Origin of the sequence: Shewanella sp. LZH-2, from assembly GCF_016859145.1 — a bacterium.
GTDB lineage: Bacteria > Pseudomonadota > Gammaproteobacteria > Enterobacterales > Shewanellaceae > Shewanella > Shewanella xiamenensis.
In genome coordinates this window covers 631661-655175 of the sequence record NZ_CP069350.1, presented here as the reverse complement: position 1 = coordinate 655175, position 23515 = coordinate 631661, and the positions used below count along the sequence as shown (strand labels likewise).

General features: G+C 47.0%; 17 protein-coding genes. 6 read left to right on the top strand and 11 right to left on the bottom strand.

Annotated elements, in window-relative coordinates; translation table 11 throughout:
• Positions 1-183: 183 nt before the first annotated feature.
• The gene (locus JM642_RS03000) at positions 184-1365 is read left to right on the top strand and encodes a hypothetical protein (protein ID WP_203432705.1); all 1182 of its coding nucleotides are present in this window, start codon (positions 184-186) and stop codon (positions 1363-1365) included.
• A 468-nt stretch (positions 1366-1833) separates the two neighbouring features.
• Here the strand turns inward: JM642_RS03000 and JM642_RS02995 are convergent, their stop codons facing one another.
• The 3 genes from JM642_RS02995 to JM642_RS02985 all read right to left on the bottom strand — a co-directional run bounded on the left by JM642_RS02995 (position 1834) and on the right by JM642_RS02985 (position 4430).
• Positions 1834-2625, bottom strand: a complete 792-nt coding sequence (locus JM642_RS02995) for a class I SAM-dependent methyltransferase (protein WP_169548789.1) — start codon at positions 2623-2625, stop codon at positions 1834-1836.
• Positions 2626-2756: 131 nt separating this feature from the next.
• Positions 2757-3533, bottom strand: coding sequence for an EAL domain-containing protein (locus tag JM642_RS02990; protein WP_144344896.1), 777 nt, complete (start codon positions 3531-3533; stop codon positions 2757-2759).
• 186 nt (positions 3534-3719) lie between these two features.
• Complete coding sequence (locus JM642_RS02985) at positions 3720-4430, bottom strand: oxidative stress defense protein (RefSeq protein WP_037422489.1); 711 nt, start codon at positions 4428-4430, stop codon at positions 3720-3722.
• 393 nt (positions 4431-4823) lie between these two features.
• On the opposite strand from JM642_RS02985, the gene rimO reads away from it, so the two are divergent.
• Positions 4824-6269, top strand: coding sequence for a 30S ribosomal protein S12 methylthiotransferase RimO (gene rimO / locus JM642_RS02980; RefSeq protein ID WP_037422487.1), 1446 nt, complete (start codon positions 4824-4826; stop codon positions 6267-6269).
• Positions 6270-6490: 221 nt separating this feature from the next.
• Here rimO and JM642_RS02975 read toward each other — a convergent pair whose 3' ends face one another.
• Complete coding sequence (locus tag JM642_RS02975) at positions 6491-6724, bottom strand: ribosome alternative rescue factor ArfA (RefSeq protein ID WP_203432703.1); 234 nt, start codon at positions 6722-6724, stop codon at positions 6491-6493.
• 264 nt (positions 6725-6988) lie between these two features.
• On the opposite strand from JM642_RS02975, the gene JM642_RS02970 reads away from it, so the two are divergent.
• Together JM642_RS02970 and JM642_RS02965 are read left to right on the top strand one after the other, a co-directional pair.
• Positions 6989-7834, top strand: coding sequence for a transporter substrate-binding domain-containing protein (locus JM642_RS02970; protein WP_037422483.1), 846 nt, complete (start codon positions 6989-6991; stop codon positions 7832-7834).
• 197 nt (positions 7835-8031) lie between these two features.
• Complete coding sequence (locus JM642_RS02965; protein ID WP_239000482.1) at positions 8032-10167, top strand: TonB-dependent receptor; 2136 nt, start codon at positions 8032-8034, stop codon at positions 10165-10167.
• A gap of 121 nt (positions 10168-10288) precedes the next feature.
• On the opposite strand, the gene pmbA is transcribed toward JM642_RS02965, so the two are convergent.
• Entirely contained in the window at positions 10289-11632 is a 1344-nt protein-coding gene (pmbA, locus tag JM642_RS02960; RefSeq protein WP_188871805.1) for a metalloprotease PmbA, read from the bottom strand.
• A 161-nt stretch (positions 11633-11793) separates the two neighbouring features.
• Here pmbA and yjgA point away from each other — a divergent pair, with 161 nt between their 5' ends.
• A complete protein-coding gene (yjgA, locus tag JM642_RS02955; RefSeq protein ID WP_037422477.1) occupies positions 11794-12327 on the top strand; it encodes a ribosome biogenesis factor YjgA in 534 nt (177 codons plus the stop codon).
• Positions 12328-12742: 415 nt separating this feature from the next.
• Here yjgA and JM642_RS02950 read toward each other — a convergent pair whose 3' ends face one another.
• Positions 12743-14074: an APC family permease gene (locus JM642_RS02950; RefSeq protein ID WP_037422470.1), complete on the bottom strand. Its 1332-nt coding sequence runs from the start codon at positions 14072-14074 to the stop codon at positions 12743-12745.
• 621 nt (positions 14075-14695) lie between these two features.
• Between JM642_RS02950 and JM642_RS20450 the strand changes: the two genes are divergently transcribed.
• A complete protein-coding gene (locus JM642_RS20450; RefSeq protein ID WP_203432699.1) occupies positions 14696-16885 on the top strand; it encodes an immunoglobulin-like domain-containing protein in 2190 nt (729 codons plus the stop codon).
• 159 nt (positions 16886-17044) lie between these two features.
• Here the strand turns inward: JM642_RS20450 and JM642_RS02940 are convergent, their stop codons facing one another.
• From JM642_RS02940 to tldD, 5 genes are all read right to left on the bottom strand, one after another.
• Complete coding sequence (locus JM642_RS02940) at positions 17045-18181, bottom strand: ABC transporter permease (protein WP_203432697.1); 1137 nt, start codon at positions 18179-18181, stop codon at positions 17045-17047.
• Position 18182: 1 nt separating this feature from the next.
• Positions 18183-19394: an ABC transporter permease gene (locus JM642_RS02935; protein ID WP_069455393.1), complete on the bottom strand. Its 1212-nt coding sequence runs from the start codon at positions 19392-19394 to the stop codon at positions 18183-18185.
• Positions 19395-19483: 89 nt separating this feature from the next.
• Entirely contained in the window at positions 19484-20458 is a 975-nt protein-coding gene (locus JM642_RS02930) for an efflux RND transporter periplasmic adaptor subunit (RefSeq protein ID WP_037430615.1), read from the bottom strand.
• Positions 20448-21866 (bottom strand): TolC family protein, encoded by a 1419-nt coding sequence (locus JM642_RS02925; protein WP_203432695.1) that lies wholly within the window; start codon positions 21864-21866, stop codon positions 20448-20450. The genes JM642_RS02930 and JM642_RS02925 overlap by 11 nt, the downstream gene beginning before the upstream one ends.
• Before the next feature lie 160 nt (positions 21867-22026).
• Positions 22027-23475 (bottom strand): metalloprotease TldD, encoded by a 1449-nt coding sequence (gene tldD, locus JM642_RS02920; RefSeq protein ID WP_109277784.1) that lies wholly within the window; start codon positions 23473-23475, stop codon positions 22027-22029.
• Between the last annotated feature and the right edge of the window lie 40 nt (positions 23476-23515).

Below are 23515 nucleotides of genomic sequence, written 5' to 3'. Positions count from 1 at the left end.
CCTGCGGCAACTCCGAGGGGATGGTGAACTCCCTGCCGGATTAGTGTTGTCTGTGATTTACTAAAAAAAGATATGCGTGTTCCATCTTTGATAATAAATATCATGCAACTGTGTAGACCATCTAAAGTCGATCAGACTAAAATGATCAAAATTCGCTAACTAATTGTAGAATAAGGATGTTACATGAATAAATTTAGCAATAAATATACATTAAATTTTTGGCTTCTAGCGTTAGCGATTCTTGGGTGTATCGGACTAATAATAGCATTGATCATCTTGGCGATTTACGCATATAAGATGGGCTGTTTTTCATTATTATCAAATCCACATGATTTAAATTGCCGTCTATCAACTTATAACGAAGATTGGAGTACTTTTGGTTCTTTATTATCTGGCGTTTTTTCAATGGTCGCAGGCTTTGGCACCTTAGGCATCCTTTTAATGGGGATGCAACAATTCAAAGTCCAACAAGATCAGATTGCAAAACAAGCTGAAAACCAAAAATCATTTGAAGATAGACAGCAAGCCAAGTGGGATAATGAGAACGACATCATCAGCTTTCAAAAATATCAAATGCATACTAGAGCTTTTGAGAATTTACTCATCAATATTGAAAGAAAAAGCAAGAACACAATTACTTTTAAGTCAACAACAGAGTTATACAATAAAATATTTAAAACCAACAGCTCAACTATGACAGTATCTAAATCAAACAGTGAAAACCAAGATTCATCACTGCCTTATATAATAAAATATTACAACATACTCATTAATGAAATTAATAAACCCTCTGTGAGTTGCGAAGATGTAATGTTAAAAATATCTGAGTTACTAGATAAACTATGCATTTGGTATAAATCACCATCGGATATATTAAGGATCACCGTCGATTCTAGAGAACTTGACTACAGCCCATTTTCAATTAACAAAATAATGCACCAGACAGCTGATATCATCAATTTAATTACCCAATTTAGCAACATTAAAAATTTAGATAAATTAGAAAAAATCAATTCTAGTGCTGGAATAAATTTCGTCAAGAGTATCACCGCATCATCCAGCGGGACGATTTCATTTAAAAGTAAAATAAATGGAATTAAAGAGCTTATTGAAATAATTATATGGCATGATGAAAATTCACACGCACTAAAAAGTCCATTAAAATCTCTTTCACTCAATATTATTTACAATGATGAAATTCAAATTTTTAACGATAAAGAATTCACCAATGAATTCATTAAAAAATTCGACGAATTACTCAACGTTGAAAATAGTGACATCATAACTGAATATATAAAATCCACTTTTTTAAAATTTAAAAACAAGCAGAAGGAACTTCCAGGGTTTGATCTTTTATATGGATAGAAGAGTTAAAAATGGTGCAGGCACATATCTTTGAGGGTTAACAGCAAACACCGAGATCACAGAAGTTCACCTCCCCGGCGAAGTTGCTGAAGGGCGTTGAAGAAAAGCGCGTGAGCGAGGCATGGATGCCTCGCTAGCTTTCGGGGTACAGGATGTACCATCGGAAGCGTTAGCGATTTTCGAATAAGCACGAAGCCACTCATCAATGCATGTAACTTCGCTAGGGACGCCGGGGGATTTCCAAAAGGGGAACAGGCGTTTTTCCCCTTTTGGTCGGGTGTGGGGTGAAGCCCCACGACTTTGATTCACCTCGGCCGTTAGGCCGCAATGACAATACATCTACATAAACAAGTGTGAGATGAAGCCCCACGACTTTGACTTTGAATTTATCAAGAAACCATCAACAGTCTAAATAAGCTAAAGAAGACTGATGGAAGTAAAGAAAGTTGTCACACCTTCAACCCAAGGTTAAATCTTCACACAGACAAACAGCGCATTACCCGAGCTTAAATCCCATGGGACGATTTTTTCATAATCGTGTTCAAAGATATGCACTTCAAAATACGGCGCGAGTAACGCTTGCAGCTCCGCAAAACTGGTGGCGACCATAGTGTGTTGGTCTTGCCATAACTCAGTCTGATGCGCAGAGGTATCGGCATCGGCTTCGAAATCAGTGAGTTGAGTAAACGGCTGCTGACGCTTTGCAATGCTTAGATTTAACGACTGGTTTTCACCTTGACCACTGTAATGCCAGCCAGATTCAAAGGCAAAATGATGCCCCTCAAACTCGGCAAAATGCTTAATCGATAAGCGGTTATCGATACGGTGCTTATCAACCGAGTTAAAACAAAATATCCCGCCGTCATTCAGGGCGCTGTGCACACTGGCGATACAACTTTTTAGGCGCTCTATGTCCGCACTGTAATGGATGGAATATAAAAAACAGGTAATTAAATCCACTGGCTGCTCAAGATAAAAGGCCGTCATATCTTGCAGATTAAACTGGGCCTCAGGGCAACGACGCATGGCCATATCGAGCATCGGCTGATTAATATCTAGGCCACTACACTGATAACCAAGGTCGATAAAATGCCTTACATGTGGGCCAGTGCCACAGGCTAAATCAAGGTGTTGTTTACCATTATTCCCTAAGAACTGATGCAATCGATGGATGCTCGCACTCTGTTGTTGATAGTTAATATCGGAGCACATTAAATCGTAATAACCGGATAGATCGGTATAAAGCGCGTTAGAAGACATAGCAGCAAAGAGAAGGCATGGGCAATTAAGGGTGGCGCATGATATATCAGTTAGCCCAGAACCGATACACACAATTCCACAACCAATCTGAGTGCAAGGCACTTGGAGCACATTAATTCAATAAAACAATGCTACAGCGCAGCATAACAATCTAAGGCGTCAAAGGTAGTTAAATACTCGAGTTGGGGTTTGGCGAAGTAGTAACCTTGAAAATAGTTAATTCCACGGCCAACAAGATAGTCTAACTCCGCTTTACTCTCGACCCCTTCGGCCAACACCTGAGTGTTAAGTGTGCGACAAATCCCGAGCACCTCATCGATAACAAACTGTTTTTGTTTGTCTAAATGGATATCTCTGATCAACTCCATATCGAGTTTTAATACCTGAGGGCGCAAAAACTCCAACCAACTCAAATCAGCGAAACCACTGCCAAAGTCGTCGATGGCGGTGATAAATCCCCGTTTAGCGTAACTGTCAAAGATACGGCTCAATTTGGCTCTATCGACAATTTGTTCACCCTCAGTGACTTCAAACATGATGTTATGAATATTAAAACCAAAGAGGTCGGCGGCTTCAATCGAGGCGCGGATACAGGTTTCAGGGTTATAAACCGCATTAGGTAAAAAGTTGATACTTAATATTTTATCAAGGCCAAGCTTAGCGGCGGTTTCAATGGCTTTGACCCGACAAGCCTGATCAAAGTAGTACTTATTGCTTTCGTTTATACGCTCAAACACCCAAGCCGCACCTTCGCCATTTGGGCCGCGCACTAGGGCTTCATAACCATAAATCTGCTGATTTGGCCAATCGATAATGGGCTGAAATGCCATACGAATTTCAAATCCGAGTGACTTACCACTTAAACAGTCCATACAGGTTTGTTGCTTGATTCGAGAGGGAAAATCCATCATAGGTCTCCATAACCTTATCCTCTCTCAGTGTGGGGATAAATCGCTAATTTTGCCAGCGTTTAGTGCCTTTGCTCTGTTAAAACATGCAATATTGTAAATATGTTGACTCAGAATTAACCGATTGCGCCCCATAACAGCAATGGATGAGCCAAAGAATCCTCATCCATTGCATCTCGTTATGACTTATTTGAGTTTATAAACCACTTCGACTCTATCTTCGATAGTCACTTGGCCATATTGATAGCTTTCGGCGGCGCCCATGGCATCGGCCTTAGCGTTCATACGTAACATCACCGGTTGCACTGGGCGTTGATCGTAATAACGAATTTGCCAAATCTTACCTAGGTTTTCCCCAAATCCCTTGGCTAAGGATTCTGCTTTTTGTTTGGCATCGACAATCGCCGCTTGGCGCGCCTTGGCCACATACTCGGCCTCTTTACTCGATTTAAGGGCGATATTATTAACCCTGTTGATCCCCTCCTCTAAGGCGGAGTCTAAAATCGTATTTAAACGTGCCAAATCGTTAATAGTCACAGTGACTTGGCGACTCGCGGTGTAACCAGTTAGCTCAGGTGCTTTATCCTGCGCATACACATATTGGGGTTGCAGATTTAAGTTGGCGCTTTGGATCTGCTCCTTGGTAATCCCCGCGGCCGTCAAACGGGCGATAAATTTCGCCACCGCCGCATCCGAGTTATCTTTAGCCGCCTTAGCGTCTTTCTCGGTAACAGCCACTTCGACATTAAGCTCAGCCATATCCGGCTCGACTTGAATTTGGCTTACGCCCATGGTTTCGATATGGGGAAAGTCCACATCGGCAGCCACTGCGGTGGCAGTAAATACACCAGAGAAAAGACCACCAGCCACTAATACAGCTAAAAGAGAATGCTTCATTATTAACTCCAACTAAATCATTTAAGGCGAGACTGCCTTGATTCTAATGCGATGGCTATCAGCTAAAAGTGTGACTCGCCATCTGCTAGCCATACAAACGAATCATACAAACTATCCCTATAAACGCGGGTAAACATAAAAAGGGTTAATTTTTTTAAAACTTTTTAAATTGGCAAAACTTATCAGCCTATCGCTAAAATCCTCTTCCACAAGCACTCAAGCTACAGTTGTGACTTTCCATACGAGCACGCATACAAGCCAGTCAGTCCCTAACTGGTAGAAACGCGCTCTTAGCTGTACACTTTTCACCCAAAGACACTGTACCTTTTAATCACTTCAGGTATAATCCGCGCTCTTTTTACGGCGCTCTTTTATCAGCATCAGCGAGACACCATGACAGTTGAAACTTTTCATCCTAAGCAAACTACCACGCTTGAGACCCCTGCCAAAACATTGGAAGCCGCCAGTGCTGACTCTGTTAATACGGGCAATGCTGCCACAGGCAATCGCATCGGTTTTGTGTCTTTAGGTTGTCCAAAAAACCTCGTGGACTCAGAGCGCATTCTGACCCAGTTACGCATCGACGGCTATGAAGTCACCAACAGCTACGACAATGCCGATCTGGTAATCGTTAACACCTGTGGTTTTATCGACGCGGCGGTTGAAGAATCCTTAGATGCGGTGCGCGAAGCCCTAGAAGAAAACGGCAAAGTAATCGTAACGGGCTGTTTAGGCGCTAAAGAAAACCAAATCCGTGAAGTGCACCCAGATGTGCTCGAAATTACTGGCCCACACAGCTACGAAGCCGTGTTAAAGCACGTTCACAAGTACGTGCCAAAACCTGAGCACAACCCATTTACCTCGTTAATCCCACAAACTGGGGTTAAGTTAACGCCTAAGCATTACGCTTACTTAAAAATTTCAGAAGGTTGCGACAACCGTTGTACCTTCTGCATCATCCCTGCACTGCGTGGCGATTTAGATAGCCGCGGCGCAGGTAGCGTATTAGATGAAGCCAAACGTTTAGTTGAAGCTGGCGTACAAGAAATTTTAGTCGTTAGCCAAGACACCTCTGCCTATGGTAAAGACAAGGGCGGCCGCACCGATTTTTGGAACGGTATGCCAGTTAAGCAAGACATCACCAGCCTTGCTCGCCAACTGGGCAAGATGGGCGCATGGGTACGCTTACACTACATCTACCCATACCCATGGGTTGACGATCTGATCCCATTAATGGCCGAAGGTTTAATTCTGCCTTACTTAGACATTCCAATGCAGCACGCCAGCCCACGCATCCTGAAGATGATGAAGCGCCCAGGCCGTGTTGACCGTCAGTTAGAAGCCATCCAACGTTGGCGCGAAATCTGCCCAGATTTGGTGATCCGCTCAACCTTTATCGTGGGCTTCCCAGGTGAAACCGAAGAAGACTTCGAAATGCTGCTCGACTTCCTGCGTGAAGCGCGCCTCGACCGCGTTGGCTGCTTCAAGTACTCAGAAGTGGAAGGCGCTGTCGCCAACACCATAGCAGAACTTATCAGTGAAGACGTCAAAGAAGACAGATACCACAGATTTATGGAAGTCCAAGCCGAGATCAGCGCTGAGCGTTTAGCGCGTTTCGTTGGCCGTACTATGGATATTCTGATCGATGACGTAGACGAAGAAGGCGCCATTGGCCGTAGCTTCGCCGATGCCCCAGAAATCGACGGCATGGTATTTATCAACGGTGAAACTGAACTCGAACCCGGCATGTTAGTTCGCGCGGTGATCACTCACTCGGACGAGCACGATCTGTGGGCCGAGTTAGTGGATGCCGATGCAGAGGATGAAGTCGAAGCTTAAGCCTTCAAATCATTCAAGCTTTAATAAGACGAGTCACAGTCTCAATTGTGGCTCGTTTTTTTATGGGCAAAATCTGACTAATTCTCTCAATAAGTGAAGGTTAACTCTCAATAGTTGAAGGCTAGATAGTGCGACAAAAGGGATTGAGGAGGAAATCGCAAGGCAATGTGAGGGAGGAGTCTAGCAGGGATTAAATGATCAGGACTAACTCGGCAAAAACGTTAAAACATCATCCCCATAAAGTCGAAAGGGGTATCGCCCCTGTGCTGATACCCCTTTCGGTTTGCTGCTTTACGGTTATAAGACCCTTTGCCCTTTTTCGGCTTTTCGGTACGCATCCGAAATAACGGACTGGTCACCAGCGCCTTAAGTGCATTGTCTGTAATGGTGCCGCGACCATTTTCATGCTCTTGCGCACTCAGGGTTGTTACTTTTGCCACATTTACCTTCGTCATAATGACTCCTCAATTAATCCTCAATTCATCCTATATTGGTCAAGGGCCAAGTTAATCATTCTCAGCCAGCGGCGACACTATAAACCAATCTAAAAAGATGTACAGAGTTTGTGCAAAACCGCAAAGAATCGCTCTTTTTATTATCAAAAAGTATGATAGATTAATCCAACAAAAATAATACATTAGGCTAACAAGCCTTCATTTAAAGTCGCTATTTAGCGATACGATTACCCTTTGTAATCACAGGATAGGGAGTGATTAATTTTGCCGTTTGCAGTGATTTATCGGCCATTACTGAGCCTACTTTGCCTATTACTCATCCTATCCCCCAGCCTAGCGCAGGCTTTTTCAAGCTCAGAGTGTGTTATTAGCATGGGCTATCGCACCAGTGAACGCCGTCCCTTTATCGAACAGGAACCTAATAACCAAGGGTTTTACTACGATATTTACCAAGTCGCGGCCGAAAGAGTGGGATGTAAATTACGGGTAATTCGAGCACCTAAACTGCGTATTTTGCGGGATCTCAAACTCGGAAATATCGATTTTTATCCTGGGCTGCATTTTAGTGAAGAACGTGCCCAATTTACCTATTTTATTCCTAATGGTCTGTCGGAGCGCATTATTGGAATTAGCCGAGCGGGTGCGGCAAATGTTGGTTCATTAGAGCAGTTATCACAGAGCGGTATGACGCTATTAATTGCCCCGGGCAGCTACGACTTTAATGGCATATCCGAAACTATGTCGGTCCGTAAACCGCCTGAACTCAATGTGCCTAAGGCCTTAGATTACCTTATTAGTGGCCAAGGGGACTTTTTTATCTACGATCAAGCAACCATCAGTTATTACCTTAAAAATCGAGATACAAGCCAATTTAAGCTACACCCTAATTGCTGCCAGCAACCTCAAGCTATGTATCTGGGATTTTCGAAAAAAAGCCGCCATTTTCGTGGGCAACATAACCCTAACTATCGCGCCGATCTTCCCTTAAGTCCGAATAACAGCCCAAGCGTACTCGCTGAAGATTCAAAGGCCTATGAATTTGCCAAAGCACTCGCCGCCATGGATGCAGAAGGGGAAACCCAGCGGATCTACTTTAATCACTTCGGTTAATCCAAAAGCGTGTTAAACCGCGCCGCTTGTTACCCTCACCTTGCTGCTAGCTTATCTTTATCTTGGCGCTAGCAAGCACCTAAAGCCGCTATTTCAGTTTTATCTTTATAAGCACTGCGACAATATGCCGCACTTGTCACACTTAGATGATCTTTATAATGCAGCGCAATTTATCTAAGTGAATGGAAGACAATAAGATGGCTGCAAACGCTTCAACTATTCCCCACGGCTTTAAATGCTCCGCAATCGCCAGCGCGCTGACCTTAGCATTAGGCGCTTCAGTTGCCTCACAGGCCATGGCCGACGAGACAAATCAAACTCAAATTGAACGTATTCAAGTCCATGGCGAACAGAGTATTGGCCGTAATGCCTTAGGCTCGGCCGATGCTTTGCTGAAAGACCAAGGCGTCGATTTCTCCGAAGCGGGCGGCGTTTCCGCCTTGCCTGTGCTCAATGGCATGATGGGCGATCGCATTAAAGTGTTAGTCGATGGTGCGGATATCACCGCCTCCTGCGCTAACCAAATGAACCCACCACTTTCCTATGTTTCCGCTAACCAAATCAGCTCGGTCGAAGTGGTCGCGGGCGTGTCCCCTGTCAGTGCGGGCGGTGACAATATCGCTGGGGTGATTAAGGTTAATAGCCTGAATCCTAAATTTAACGACAGCGACAACCTCAGCTTCGAAAGCGGCGAGATTTCATCGGGATACCGCAGCACCAGCGATGCATTCCTACTCGGCGCGAAGGCTGGGATTGCCAGTAAGGACCTAAGTTTCAGCTATCAAGGCGCCTATGAAGACGCCAATAGCTACCACGATGGTCACGGCGATAAAGTACTAGACACCCTTTATCGCGCCCAAAACCATGCGTTAACAGCGGCATGGCGCGATGACACACAACAACTGGCGATTAAGCTAACGCACCAAGCAATTCCATTCCAAGGTTTTCCTAACCAATACATGGATATGACGGATAACAAGAGCTACGGTGCCCTAGTCCGCTATCTGCGGGATTTAGACAACGACGGCGAGTTTAGTGCCCAGTTAAACTGGCACAGTGTGAAGCATGAAATGGGCTTCTTCACCCCAGAAAAAACCGGCAAGATGCCAATGAATACAGAGGGTAGCGATTACAGCTACCAACTGCATTGGCGCCTACCCATGGGCGATAACAGCACGCTACTCATCGGCCAGGAATTTTATAACTATCAACTCGATGATACTTGGCCAGCGGTGCCAGGCACTATGATGACCCCCAATGACTATATCAATATCAACGACGGTGAGCGCCGCCGCGCCGCAGTTTATGGCGAGTGGCAGCAAAATCTCACGCCACTCTGGTGGTTATCCGCTGGGGTGCGCTATGAATATGTCACCACAGATACGGGCGAAGTGCAGGCTTACAGCAATATGCCAATGATGGGCATGCCCAATGTGGATGCCGAGGCGGCAAAAGCCTTTAATGCCATGGATAGAAGCCGTGACGACAACCTAATCGATGCGACATTGCTGGCACGTTATCAATTGTCGGCCAAACAACAATTGGAATTTGGCTTAGCCCGCAAAAACCGCGCACCAAACCTGTACGAGCGTTACAGCTGGGGCCGCGGCGTGATGGCAACCACTATGATTGGCTGGTATGGCGACGGTAACGGCTATGTCGGCAACCCAGATCTTAAGCCTGAAACGGCGCATACTCTGAGCGCGGCCTACAAGTTTAATGGCGATGAATGGCAATTCTCGACCACAGCTTGGTATAGCGCTGTAACCGACTATATTGATGCCGAGGTGATTGGCAGCTTTAACCGTACAGGCCTTGCCAGCGGTAAACGCAATATCCTTAAATTCACCAACGAAGATGCCAATTTATATGGCGCTAAGTTTAGTGCGGTCTACCTATTAGCCAATACCGACAGCGGAAAATGGCAGATGCTGGGTAAGATCGATATCACCCGCGGCGAGCGTGATGAGGGTAATGAGGGTAATGAGCCACTTTATCAAATCAAACCGCTACAAACCGAGTTAGCCCTTAGCCATCAACTGGGTGATTGGGAAAACCGCCTATCATGGCAATGGGTAGCGACTAAGGATAAAGTCGATGAGCGCCGTTTAGAAAATGAGACCGACAGCTATTCGCTGTTAAATTTAAGCAGCAGTGTTAAATGGCAAGAGCTGAGTTTAACCCTTGCAATCAACAACCTGTTTGATACTTACTACGAACTACCACTGGGTGGTGTCAACCTTGCCGAATTTAAGGCCGATAGTACTGGTGGCTTTAGCCAAGTCGCAGGTTCGGGTCGCTCATTTGAATTAAGTGCCAGCTACAAATTCTAATGAGCACCGCCGCTAACAAGTGGTGATGCAATTTAGGGCGGGTCAGTTAAATCAAAAAGGGCAAATGCAGCTGCATTTGCCCTTTTGTGTTTCAATTGACTGAACCGTTATATGCCGCTGGCTAGTTACCCGCGACCTTCATCTCGGATAATAAAATTCCGCCGGTGCGGATAGATGAACGTAAATCGAAGTCTTTACTGACCGCCTGAATCCCACGGAACATATCCTTAAGATTGCCAGCAATGGTAATTTCTTCAACGGGGAACTGGATTTCACCATTTTCGACATAAAAACCAGCGGCGCCGCGGGAATAATCCCCCGTTACCATATTCACACCTTGGCCCATCACTTCAGTGACAATCAAGCCCGTACCCATGCCTTTGACTAGCTCATCAAAACTTTGACCAGTGTGCGCCAGCGTCCAGTTGTAAATCCCGCCCGCATGACCTGTGTTAGGTAGGCTCAATTTGCGCGCCGAATAACTGGTTAGTAAATAGGTTTCTAATATGCCGCGATCGATAATGCGTCTATCTTGGGTCGCCACGCCTTCGCTATCGTAGTTGGCACTGGCGAGTGCGCCTAATAGATGCGGCTGTTCTTCAATATTGAACCAGTCAGGGAAGATTTGGGTGTGAATGGCATCGAGTAAGAAACTTGATTTACGATACAAACTACCGCCACTGATGGCACCAATCAAATGACCGATTAAGCCAGTCGCAATCTCTGGCGCCAGTAATATTGGCAAACGGGTGGTGGCAATCTTACGTGCCCCTAAACGGCTCACGGTTTTCTCAGCGGTTTTTAGCCCCACCGATTCAGGAGAAAGCATCTCATTGAATTTACGGGCGATAGTGTAATCGTAATCCCGCTGCATATTGCCGTCGCTGTCTTCACCGATCACGCTGCAACTTAAGCTATAGCGCGAGCTGCAATAACCATTTAAGAAGCCGTGGCTATTACCGTAAACCTTAACCGACGTATGGGCGTTTGCGCTGGCGCCGTCAGAGTTATTGATGCGTGGATCGGCATCGAGCGCAGCGGTTTCGGCGCGAATGGCCAATTGGGCTAATTCGTCGGGGGAAATATCTTCAGGATAATAGAGTTTAAGATCGCGGATCTCGGTCGCCATTAAGGCTTTATCGGCTAAACCGCTAAACGGGTCGGCCGAGGTGTAACGTGCGATATCATCTGCCGCTTTAACCGCAAGAGCAATGGCTTCAGGACTGAGATCTGAGGTAGATGAACTGCCCTTGCAACCATCGCGATAAACCGTAATACCGAGGGCGCCATCTTTATTAAACTCTACCGTTTCAACTTCCTTTAAACGGGTTGAAACCGATAATCCCTGTTGTTTACTGATCGCCACTTCAGCGGCATTTGTCCCTAATTTATTCGCATATTCGAGGGCCACAGCAACCGCATCTTTCAGCGCGGTCAATTCACTATCGATTCTGTTCAAAGACACAAAGCAACTCTTTCGTTATAGGCAATGGCGCTAGCATAACAAACACCTATCCCATTCTCATTATTTATTGCGCGCTTTACTGATTGAATCGCGCTTTAACTAGGCGAATTTTGGCGGGAGATGTTATTATTAGCGCGTTATTTAACTGAGGTTTTATCTATATGAAGATTGTTGGTGATTCAGAACATTTTAAACAGCCCTATGACAGTAACGACGATTATGTCAGTAAAACTGAGGATAAGCGTGACTGCGAAGCGGCTCAAAAAGTCGGTATGGAACTGGTCTCACTCAGCAAAACCCAGCTAGATAAAATCGAGCTGGACGAGCACTTGTACGACAGCATTCAGCAAGCTCATAAGATTAAGCCAAAGACCGAAGCCTATCGCCGCCATATGCAGTATATCGGCAAGCTGATGCGTAACGTCGATATTGAACCTATCAAGGCGTCGCTCGCGGTCGTGCTTAACAAAAACAGCAACGAAACCGCCAAGTTGCAAATGTTCGAGAAAATGCGTGAGCGTTTACTCACCCAAGGCGACGGTGAAATCCAAACCTTAGTGGAACATTACCCACAGTTGGACAGACAAAAACTGCGTACCTTAGTGCGCCAAGCAACCAAAGAGCTGGCAAAAGGTCCTGAGTCTAAATCCTCAAAAGAGCTGTTTAAATATTTACGCAGCGAAATCCAAGACTAGCGTGTTGAGTTTTTGAGATTACATTTTACTGTTCAAGCAAGCTCTAGCTCGCGAAGCGAGGGATAACACACCGTTATTCAACTCAAATGACGGGCGGCTCTTATGATTAAAAGTAAGAGTAAGAGCTTGCCAGAACACCCTCTTGGCCAGCATATGGCTGCAAAATAACCCTGAAAGTCAACACGCCCCAATCCCCGCACTTCGGAATATTGCCTTAGGCGCTAGGCGCGATTTAGCAAAAGTTAATGTCTCTAACCTTGCTTTCTATGGGTCAACAAAACTGGGAAAATTTTATCCACGAGTTTTGCAAACGAACAACATGGCGTCTCCAGTCAGCGTAAAAAAATGTCGTTCACTCTTAAGCGAACGACATTAGCATACCTCAGTGCTGTTACTTTATGAGTCAATACCTTAGTTAACTCTGCAACTCTACCGCTTTGCGCAAACGTAGGCTGCGCAGCGCCAAATACAACATCCCTACAGCTCCCCAAATTAAGCCAAGTTCTAAGGACTGAGGCTCGAGGTTTATCCACAGCACGCCAATGGTCGCCGCACCACACAGGGGCAAGATGAAATACTGCAAATGTTCCTTAAGGGATTGATTACGTTTTTCTTTAATATAAAACTGCACTATCACCGACAGGTTAACGAAGGTAAAAGCCACTAAGGCACCGAAATTGACCAAAGCCAAGGCCATTTCTAAATCAAATGACACCGCCGAAAGCGCCAGTAACCCCACCAGAATCACGTTAAATGCCGGAGTACGCCATTTAGGGTGAACATAACCAAAACCTTTATTGGGCAGCATATTGTCGCGCCCCATCACATAGAGGATGCGCGCCACCCCCGCATGAGCCGCCATGCCCGATGCTAGCACCGCAATCGTTGTCGCCACCAGCACGATAGACTGGAATAAATTACCGCCCACATACAGGGCAATCTCAGGCAGCACAGCGTCTAACTGCTGGAAGCGGGAAATATCAGGGAAATAGAGTTGTAAGAAATAGGACACGCTCACAAAAATCACCCCGCCAATCAGCGCTGTCAGTACAATGGCGCGGGGGATCACTCGCTTAGCGTCCTTGGTTTCTTCACTCAATGAACTTAAGCCATCAAAGCCTAAGAAGGAGAAACACAGAATGGTTGCACCGGTAAAGAGCGGCGCTAAGGTTATCTGCTCCGAATAGAATGGACGCACGCTGGCAATGACCCCTTCACCTTCGCCAAGGGACAAGCTATGGGCCATTAAACCGATGAAGACTAAGATAATGGCTATCTGAGCAAATACGATAACGCCATTAAAATTCGCAACTAAATCAATGCCTCTCAGGTTGAGTACTGTCATGACGGTGACTAAACCAAAGATGAAAATCCAAGGCTCAACGTTGGGGAACATGGCAGTAAGGTAGATTTTGGCCAATAACATGTTGATCATCGGCATAAACATGTAATCGAGTAGCGATGACCAACCCACCATAAAACCGACATTTGGGCTAAAGGTTTTTTGGGCATAGGTATAAGCCGACCCCGCATAGGGGTATTTACGCACTAAGTGACCATAGCTAAAAGCGGTAAACAGGATACCCGCTAATGCGAGCAAGTAAGAGGTGGCCACGTGGCCAGAGGTGATCTCAGAGACAATTCCGAAGGTGTCAAACACGGCCATAGGCGTGAGGTACGCAAGCCCCATCACAACCACCTGCCACAGATTAAGGCTTTGCTTTAAGCCCGGTTTTTGTTGGCTCATACACCACCTCCCAGTAAAGTAGGTGGAATGACTAACGCAACATGTTGATTGACGGCAACGACCGAAAATCCGGTAAACAACAGCCCCATTGAATTATCCTCAGTAAAGTAGGTTCAAACGAACCTCATATCATTTCCGGATGTTTACCGGCCTCTATTGGTTTAAAACCCATACATTCAAAAAGAAAATAACCGAGGCACTGAATACCTCGGTTATTTTTTCGGCGCGCATTTTCGCCTTAAACAAGCAGGAAGACAAGCAAAAAACCATAGTTTGCTTCACAGTCCTTATCTTTGTCTCAAAAATTGGCTTTTCACGTCTTTGCTAAATCACATTGATGACACTAAAAGCCAAAAGTCACATTTACCACAAAATTGACACTGCCAAACAAATGACTAATAAATGCGAACTTCAAATAAAATAAACCACAAAATCATTTTTTATATAAATTTTTAAGACTTTATGCATAATAACCATGAACTAAGAAAGCATATAAAAACAATAAAAGCTCACTTAAACCACCAGTTAATCAGAATTAACACTGTTTTTTCACCAAACTAAACACAACTTAAGCACCTTAGGCTATTTTGGTTGTTTTTATCGATAAAAAGGCAAGACTCAATGAAATCTTTTAAATTCAATACCCTGTTTAGTTGCATAGCACTTACCACCGCTGTGTTGGCCGCCCCTGCAAGCGCAGAGGGTTCTGCAATGGTCAACCCGCAAGCAGGCGTTGTCGTGGGTTACTGGCATAACTGGTGTGATGGCGCAGGTTATAAAGGTGGTATCGCCCCCTGTGTGACCTTAGCGCAGGTCAATCCGCAATATAACGTTGTCGATGTTTCATTTATGAAAAGCTATGGTGCCAACGGCAGCATTCCGACCTTCAAACTCGACCCCGCAATTGGGTTAACTGAGGCACAATTTATTGATCAAATTAGTGAGCTCAATCGTCAAGGCCGAGCAGTATTAATCGCCTTAGGTGGCGCGAATGCTCACATTGAACTGCGCAATGGCCAAGAGCAAGATCTGGCAAATGAAATCATTCGGTTAGTTGAAAAATATGGCTTTGATGGGCTTGATATCGACCTCGAACAAGCCGCAGTCACCGCTGCAGACAATCAAATCGTCATTCCCGCGGCGCTAAGGATCGTTAAAGATCATTACCGTAAGCAGCAGAAAAACTTTTTAATCACTATGGCGCCTGAATTCCCCTACCTCACCACCGGCGGGAAATATGTACCTTATATCAACGCCCTTGAGGGCTATTACGATTGGATTAACCCGCAATTTTATAACCAAGGTGGCGATGGTATTTATATCGATGGTATAGGCTGGATTGCGCAAAATAATGACAATTTAAAACAAGAGTTTATCTACCATATCGCTAATGCACTCGCCAATGGCAGCCATGGGTTCACAAAAATTCCCCATGACAAACTGGTCTTTGGCATCCCGACTAATATTGATGCGGCAGCCACAGGCTATGTGAGCGATCCACAAAAACTGTTTGCCGCATTCGAACAATTAAAAAATCAAGGGCAGCCACTCCGTGGCGTAATGACATGGTCGATCAACTGGGATATGGGGAAAAATGCTGCAGGCCAAGCCTATAATGAATCATTTATTAAGGCGTACGGGCCCTTCATCCACAATCAAGACATTACCCCACCAGAGCCAGAAAACGGCAAACCCATTTTCAGCGGCCTAGGCCATGTTCGGGTCAAATTAGGTGGCGTATTTAATCCACTGGATGGCGTTAGCGCCTATGATGCCGAAGATAAAGATCTGACGGCCGACATCCAAGTGACTGGTGATGTGAATACTCAGCAACTTGGCCTTTATCCACTAACGTATAAAGTCACCGATTCAGATAACAACACTACGGAGCAAGTACGCACTGTTGAGGTGTATAACACTAAACCTGAGTTGAGTGGCATCCATAATACTAGCATCACAGTCTCAGCCCCCTTCGATCCAATGGCAGGCGTTAGCGCCACCGATGCCGAAGATGGCGATCTGACCCATAGCATCCGTATTGAAGGTGAAGTCAATAGCGACCGTATCGGCCAATATGAGCTGGTCTACAGCGTAACTGACAGTGCTGGCGAGCAATCCCGCGCAGTGCGTATCGTAACCGTCAAAGAGCAAGGTGCAGTGTGCGAAAATTTATGGAATCCAAGCAAGATTTACTTAGGCGGTGATACGGTTAGCTACGCAGGCAAAATCTGGTTAGCGGGTTGGTGGACTCAAGGTGAGCAACCAGACTTAGCCGGTCAATGGGGCGTGTGGAAATCCCAAGGTGACAGTGATTGCGATTCAGGCTTGCCTCCGGTTATCACGCCGAACTTTACGATAAGCGGTTTAGCCTCGAGCTACCCACTCACCCAAGGGCAAGTTAGCATTAACTTTAACGTCAATACCAATCAAGCGATGGAATTAACGGCTAGCCTTGTGCAGGATGAGCGCATCCACGCGAGCAGCACAGCTAACATTAATGGTAATGGCGCCATGGTATTGCAGGGAGCATCACTCGACGCAGGAGCTTATCAGCTCATCATCAGCAACAAAGATAACAGCCTCAAACAACAGTTTGCCCTGTCCTTAGTTGCAGATGACGGCGGTATCGAGCCCGGAGAATACCCAGCATACAGTGCAGGTACCCAATACCAAGCCGGTGATATTGTTACCAACGCAGGTGGCGTTTACCAATGCCGACCTTGGCCAAACAGCGGATGGTGTAGCGGCTCAGCGCCTTACTATGCCCCAGGCACTGGCAGCGCTTGGCAAGATGCGTGGACTAAGCATTAATACTCGCGTTGCGGTCATATTACTTTGACAACAAGCCCTGCGGCATCTTGTGATGCCAAAGGGCAAATCTTTGGATTCATCTCACAAGCAATTCAATACCAAAGTAAAATTTCGCCCTTAAAAATCTTCCTAAGCACACTCTCGCCACCAGTTCACAAGCTAAACCCAAGCCCGCGCCCGGCGGTGAATACCTAAGAGAGCTAAGCCAAAAAATACCGCAAACAAGCCCCAAAGCTGTAACCACTTTGGTAACACGCTCGCCCAGCTAGCGCCCATTTGATTGAGTTCTAACATGCCCATAATGGCCGGAACGGCAGGGATCATCTGCGAGCCCAGCACAAGCGGCTCAGGGATTAAGGCAATCGGCCAGACAAAGCCGGAGACAAACAAAATTGGCATTGAAATGAGCAGCAATACTTGAGTCGGCAAATCGCGGCGGGTAAACAAGGTGCTCATCGCGACTCCGGCCGCCGCCGTCGCCAATAAAAACGGTAATAGCCACAGTGCGACCAGGCCAAAACTCGCTTGAATACTGACGTTATACCAGTGATAGCAATAGCCCACATAAAAGCTGGTAAACACCATATAAATCAACATAAACGCCATAATTCGACCGCAAACCAATTGCAGCGGCGACACCTGCTGCCAATAGCCCTGATGGCGCCACTGGCCTGCACCTAAAATGCCAGTACCGATCAGCAGTGTTTGATGCAGGATCAGTAAAAATAATCCCGGCACGACATAAGGTGTATAGCCTAGGCTTGGGTTAAACGCAGGAACACTATTTAAGTGCAGCGAGTTGAGGTTCTGTTCGGCCTCTTTAGGATTTTTCCCTTGAGCGAGCATACCAATCCATTGTATTTGCTTACCTGCATCCATCCCCGCACTGACAAGACCTTCGGCCACAGCGGAGTAAATCAAGAAGTAACTGGCATCACCGCCGTAGCTTAAGGTTACGCCCTTACCAAGCAACAAATCGCGGCGAAATCCTTCGGGGATCACCAATAAACCGTGCGCCTTACCCGTTTCGATAAAGCGTTTCGCCTCGGAGATAGAGCCGACTTGGCCTATCACTTGGATTTTTGCACTGGCATCCGCATGGCGAATAAGTTGACGACTCAGGGAAGAATGGTCTAAATCCACCACGATAAGCTGCTGTTCTGTTGGGACTTGGTGCAAATAAGGCAAGGGATAGAGCACCGAATAAAACAGCACACCGCCAAATAGGGTCACAGCGATAGCCTTATCGCTAACAATCGCCTTTAATTCAGTGAGCACTAACTGCCATAAATTCATGTTATTGCCCCTTCACTGATAGAGATGTATCGGTGTCAGCCGCTACCGAATTGGGGGTTACCGTTATCGGCAATAGTTTGCTCGCCAAGGCATAAATCACGGGGAGCAGGCAAATAAATCCCCAATAACTACTCAATTGCTGCGCCATCGTTGACCAAGTCGCACCGTAACTGACCACACTCACATGGGACTCAATATAATGGCTCGATGGCATAATGAGCCGCCACCACTGGGCAAGTTGTGGCATTTCGTGGGTAGGAAAAGTGATCCCCATAAAGGCAAAGGCTGGTGCGAATAATGCGGTACAAAAACTGATGACCCGCGCGCTATCACGCATCAGCACAAACACCAGTAACACCAAACTCCATACCGCCAACAGCATGATCAACTGGGCAAACAGCAGCAGCGCTATACTGCCCGCAAAAGGCAGGGCCAGATACAAATACAACCAAGCGAGGATAAACCCACCCTGTAACATCAAGATAGGCGTAAACAACAGGATCTTAGCCAACACCTTAGGCCAAAAATGCTCGGTCAATTGATTGGAGATCCCCTCCTCTGACTGTGCGGCATTAAGGTGTAACTCGCGATTTAAGCTGTTAGCCATCACCAGCATAGATAACAACTGCCAAAGGGCTACCAATACCGGCGGCACTAAAAAGCCAATGTAGTTATTGTTACGATTAAACAATGCCGTGGTCTGGCTTTTGACCGGGCTTAAATTCACCGCCACTTGTGATTTTGGCGTGCCAGTCATCAGTTGCTTAAGGCCTGCGACCTGCAACAACCCATCGCCGAGACTCAACTGAATTTGACTCGACAACAGCTTACCCACCAGCAAAAACTGGCTGTTGTAGCGCACATCGATTGTGGGTGTATGGCCGGTAAGCAAATCCTTTTTCATATCATAGGGAAATACTACCACCGCATAGACCTGCGCCTGCTGCATAGCCTCGACGGCCGAGGAGAGATCGGAAAAACTCTGGGGATCGGTCACAGGATTGGCTTTGAGTTGACGGGTCAACATCCGGCTGAGTTGGCTATGGTCTTGGTCAACAATCGCCACGGGTAACTGCCGCGGTAAACCCGCACTAAATAACCACCACAGGCACAAAATCCCCAGTAACGGAATGTAACTGATAAGGGCTAGTTGCCAAGGATCGCGCCATAGCGCCTTAAGCTCGCGGCGCACCAATGCCATGAACAACGCCATAAAGCCTACGGAGGCAGACTCTGTCGCATCGGCGTTAGTGCCATGCTCGCTCAATGGCTTAGGCTCGCTCGGTAACTTGGTCACAGTCGTTACTCTGCACTGAGCAACACAGACATACCGACGCGCAGATCAGCAATTGGCGCCGTTGGGCGTAATTCAACCTCAAAGGTGCGCATATCAAAATCGTGGCCGCTTTCGGTCGAACGCCAAGTCGCAAAATCCCCCATCACACTGATATGGGAGACAGTAAACTCTACCGTTTTATCCAGCGCTGGCAGTGTTAATTGCAGTTTATCGCCCTTTTTAAAACGCTTTAGTTGATCTTCACGTACTTGGAATACCGCCCAAGCGTCCTGCATATCAATCAGACTCACCACAGGGAAACCACTCGGCGCCAGTTCACCTGCTTGCAATAATACTTCGCTAATTTCCCCAGATTTAGGCGCACGCATTTGGCTATCAGCCATAATGGCACTGACTTCTTTCACCGCGCCTTCGGCCATACGCGCATTCCCCGCCGCAGCGGCTTTGGTTTCGACCCGCGCGCCTTCTTCAGCCATTTGATACATGGCTAACGCCGCTTGTTCTGTGTATTTTGCCGCTTGCCACTGGGTAAAGGCTTCATCGCGTTTTTGCCGTGCAGCAACACCTTCGGCAAATAAGTTTTCGACGCGGGTATAGGTAGTTTTTGCCAGTGTTGCCGCCGCTTGCGCCTTGAGCCATTGCTCTTTAGCTGCCATCACTTCTTGGCTACGGGCACCATTATTTGCCTCTTGTTGCAAGGCTTTAGCGGCATCACGGCCACCTTCGGCCTGCATCAACTTGGCATCTAGCTCAGGGCTGTGGATAGCAAACAGTAAATCACCTTCATTGACACTATCACCACGGCGCACAAGCACTTGTTCGACCCGTCCTGGCACCTTAGAGGATACGTTATATTCGCGGGCTTCAATCTGCCCCTGCAACACACTCGGCTTTGGGCTATAAGCCAGTTTGAGCCCATAGGCTAAAATAAGGCCTAATGCCACCAACGCCGTGAGAGCAAGAATTCTGTTAGCGCGCATTGATAGTCTCCTGCGATTGAGTGCCTGTGGCACTGCGACCGATAAATTCATCTAATTGACCACTGATGGCCATTAATCTGGCATAGGCTTGCACATAGCGATAACTGGCACCGAGCTGCTGGGTTTTAACGGCGCTCAGTTTTAATTCGGCATCGACCCTATCAATAGAGGTTGAAAGCCCTTGATTAAAGGCGATTTCCCTTAAACGCAGGTTCTCGGTGGCCAGTTCGAGTGAGGTATTCAGGGCCTTGAACTCTTCTTCGGCCTGTAATAACTGGCGGTAACTTTGGTCGAGCAGCAAACTTAAGTCTTGGCGTGTCTGCGCCTTAGTGTAACGGGCTTGCAGCAAGGCACTCTTAGCCGCTTCCACTTTACCGCTGCGGCCATCGCGGCTCAGCAAGGGCACTTTTACACCGACACCGACCATCCAGTCCGGTTCTACCTTAGAAAACAAGCTGTCATCTTCGTATAAGGTGTAATTACCAAAGAGAAACACAGTCGGGTGATATTTACCTTTCTCTAAGGAAACCAAACCATTCGCCTGCGCCTCTTTAGCCTCAAGTAGCTTAAGCGCTGGGTGTTGATTTAAGGTCATTTGGGTCAAGTCCCCCAATGACGGCGCCTGCGGTAACACAAACAGTGGCGAGTTAGTGCTGACATCACTCCTTTGCAACATACGCGATAGGGCGATAACGGCCATTTCATGCTGGCGGCGGGCGCTGCCTAAATTGACCTTAGCGTTGTCTAAGGCCACTTGAGCATTCAGGCGCTCGACCTTAGCGATTTGCCCCTCGCGCTCCAGCGCCAGCGCATGGTCAACGTGCTTAGTTAAGGAGGCCACCAGATCGGTTTGGGTGCTGACGAGGGATTGAGTCACATCAACGGCATAATAACGATCAACTAACTGAGTGAATAAGTCGCGGGTTGCTAACTGTAATTCCTGTTGTTTCTCGGCCACCATGGCGGCATGAATGCCTTGAGCCGCAGTGATCTGGCCGCCGGTATAAATCGGCCACATCGCCTGTAAGCTGGCGCGGAAAATATCTTGCTCGGTAAAGGGCGTGACAAATAATGAACCTGGAATACTCGCCAATATGCCACCTAATTCAGGAGGTAATGGCAATGAACCCGAGGCTAGGGGATTAAGATCCCTTAAATCTAATTCAATTGGTTTTTCGAGGTGGGTATAACTGCCATTCAGACTGAGGGACGGCAGATTTAAACTTTCGCCCGCCTCTTGCTCGCCCTTGGCGCGATTCACCTCTTGGGATTGAGCCTGGAGTTTATCGCTCACCTTAAGCACTTGCTGCCAAGCCTCAGTAAAGCTACTGGGCTGGGCATAGGCCGCTAACGGCAATAGTGAGGGCAAAGGCAATAAACACAGCCATGCCAAACGTGATAGTTTCATTAACACCTCTAGAGTAGTTACTCTAATTTCCTTTGCAAATGATAACATCCATCATGGAAGGCGGCTAGAACCCACCACAGGAAGTGTAAGATGGGTTCTAAAATAAGCACTTAGCCAATCAACGTAGGAGCTTCTAGCTTCTAGCTTCTAGCTTCTCGTTTTACGCAGTACCGCCTACGGTCAGCTTGTCGAGCTTAAGGGTCGGTTGACCGACACCCACAGGCACGCTTTGACCATCCTTACCACATACACCAACACCCTTATCCAGCGCCATGTCGTTACCCACCATGGAAATCTGACTCATGGCTTCAGGGCCATTACCGATCAGGGTTGCGCCCTTAATCGCTTGAGTCACTTCACCATTTTCGATCAAATAGGCTTCAGAGGCCGAGAACACAAACTTGCCTGAAGTGATATCGACCTGACCACCACCAAAGTTAGGCGCATAGATGCCCTTCTTCACCGACTTGATGATCTCGCTCGGATCAGACTCGCCCGCTGTCATATAAGTGTTGGTCATCCGCGGCATCGGCAGATGCGCATAGGATTCTCGGCGACCATTGCCCGTTGGTGCTACGCCCATCAGGCGCGCATTTAATTTATCTTGTATGTAACCTTTAAGAATACCGTCTTCGATTAACACGGTTCTCTGGGTTTGTACGCCTTCATCGTCGATGCTCAATGAGCCACGACGATTCGCAAGCGTGCCATCGTCCACCACTGTCACCAGTTTCGACGCCACTTGCTGGCCAACCATGCCACTAAAGGCGCTGCTACCCTTGCGGTTAAAGTCGCCTTCCAGACCATGGCCTACAGCTTCGTGCAATAACACGCCTGGCCAACCATTACCGAGCACCACGGGCATTTCTCCGGCGGGCGCATCGATGGCATTGAGGTTAACTTGTGCCTGACGCACCGCTTCACGGGCAAAGGCAAAGCACATCGGCAAACTGGTTTCATCATTTACCATAAACACGCTGTAATCGTGACGCCCACCGCCACCAGCACTGCCACGTTCACGCTTGCCATTTTCTTCTAAAATCACGCTGCAATTAAAGCGCACTAACGGGCGAATATCGGCAGCCAAGGTGCCATCGCTGGCAGCGACCAAGATTTCTTCGTGCACACCCGCGAGGCTAATCACCACTTGAATAATGCGGCTATCGAGGCTACGAACATAAGCATCGGCCTCTTTCAGCAGGTTGATTTTTTTCACTTCTTCCATGGCGGCGATAGGGTCGAGACTATCGTACAGTGCCAAAGCTTGCTGGCGCTTAAATGCCTGAACCTTGGCCTGCTCACCCGCCCCTGCAATACCGCGCGCCGCCTCGGCCGCAGCGCTTAAGGCCGCAGGCGTAATATCATCGGCATAGGCAAAACCGGTTTTCTCGCCGCTGATGGCACGCACACCGACACCACGCTCGATATGGAAACTACCATCTTTAATAATGCCATCTTCGAGCACCCAAGATTCGTGGCGGCTACCTTGGAAATAGAGATCGGAAAAATCGACTTTATGTTGATGTATGGTGTTTAAATAACTTTGTAACCCATCTAGGGCTAAGCCACCCTTTAATAAACTTTGCTCTACTTGTGCTAAAAAAGGCATCGCGGTTCTCTCTGAAAGCTTGGCTAAAATTGGCAACTCA

What these genes read in the sequence shown, in the direction of transcription:
- rimO (WP_037422487.1), top strand. Translation starts at nt 4,824, where the DNA reads ATGACAGTTGAAACTTTTCATCCTAAGCAAACTACCACGCTTGAGACC.
- JM642_RS20450 (WP_203432699.1), top strand. Translation starts at nt 14,696, where the DNA reads ATGAAATCTTTTAAATTCAATACCCTGTTTAGTTGCATAGCACTTACC.
- JM642_RS02950 (WP_037422470.1), bottom strand. Translation starts at nt 14,074, where the DNA reads ATGAGCCAACAAAAACCGGGCTTAAAGCAAAGCCTTAATCTGTGGCAG.
- JM642_RS02935 (WP_069455393.1), bottom strand. Translation starts at nt 19,394, where the DNA reads ATGGCGTTGTTCATGGCATTGGTGCGCCGCGAGCTTAAGGCGCTATGG.
- yjgA (WP_037422477.1), top strand. Translation starts at nt 11,794, where the DNA reads ATGAAGATTGTTGGTGATTCAGAACATTTTAAACAGCCCTATGACAGT.
- JM642_RS02995 (WP_169548789.1), bottom strand. Translation starts at nt 2,625, where the DNA reads ATGTCTTCTAACGCGCTTTATACCGATCTATCCGGTTATTACGATTTA.
- JM642_RS02965 (WP_239000482.1), top strand. Translation starts at nt 8,032, where the DNA reads ATGGCTGCAAACGCTTCAACTATTCCCCACGGCTTTAAATGCTCCGCA.
- JM642_RS03000 (WP_203432705.1), top strand. Translation starts at nt 184, where the DNA reads ATGAATAAATTTAGCAATAAATATACATTAAATTTTTGGCTTCTAGCG.
- tldD (WP_109277784.1), bottom strand. Translation starts at nt 23,475, where the DNA reads ATGCCTTTTTTAGCACAAGTAGAGCAAAGTTTATTAAAGGGTGGCTTA.
- JM642_RS02925 (WP_203432695.1), bottom strand. Translation starts at nt 21,866, where the DNA reads ATGAAACTATCACGTTTGGCATGGCTGTGTTTATTGCCTTTGCCCTCA.
- JM642_RS02975 (WP_203432703.1), bottom strand. Translation starts at nt 6,724, where the DNA reads ATGACGAAGGTAAATGTGGCAAAAGTAACAACCCTGAGTGCGCAAGAG.
- JM642_RS02930 (WP_037430615.1), bottom strand. Translation starts at nt 20,458, where the DNA reads ATGCGCGCTAACAGAATTCTTGCTCTCACGGCGTTGGTGGCATTAGGC.
- JM642_RS02940 (WP_203432697.1), bottom strand. Translation starts at nt 18,181, where the DNA reads ATGAATTTATGGCAGTTAGTGCTCACTGAATTAAAGGCGATTGTTAGC.
- JM642_RS02990 (WP_144344896.1), bottom strand. Translation starts at nt 3,533, where the DNA reads ATGGATTTTCCCTCTCGAATCAAGCAACAAACCTGTATGGACTGTTTA.
- JM642_RS02985 (WP_037422489.1), bottom strand. Translation starts at nt 4,430, where the DNA reads ATGAAGCATTCTCTTTTAGCTGTATTAGTGGCTGGTGGTCTTTTCTCT.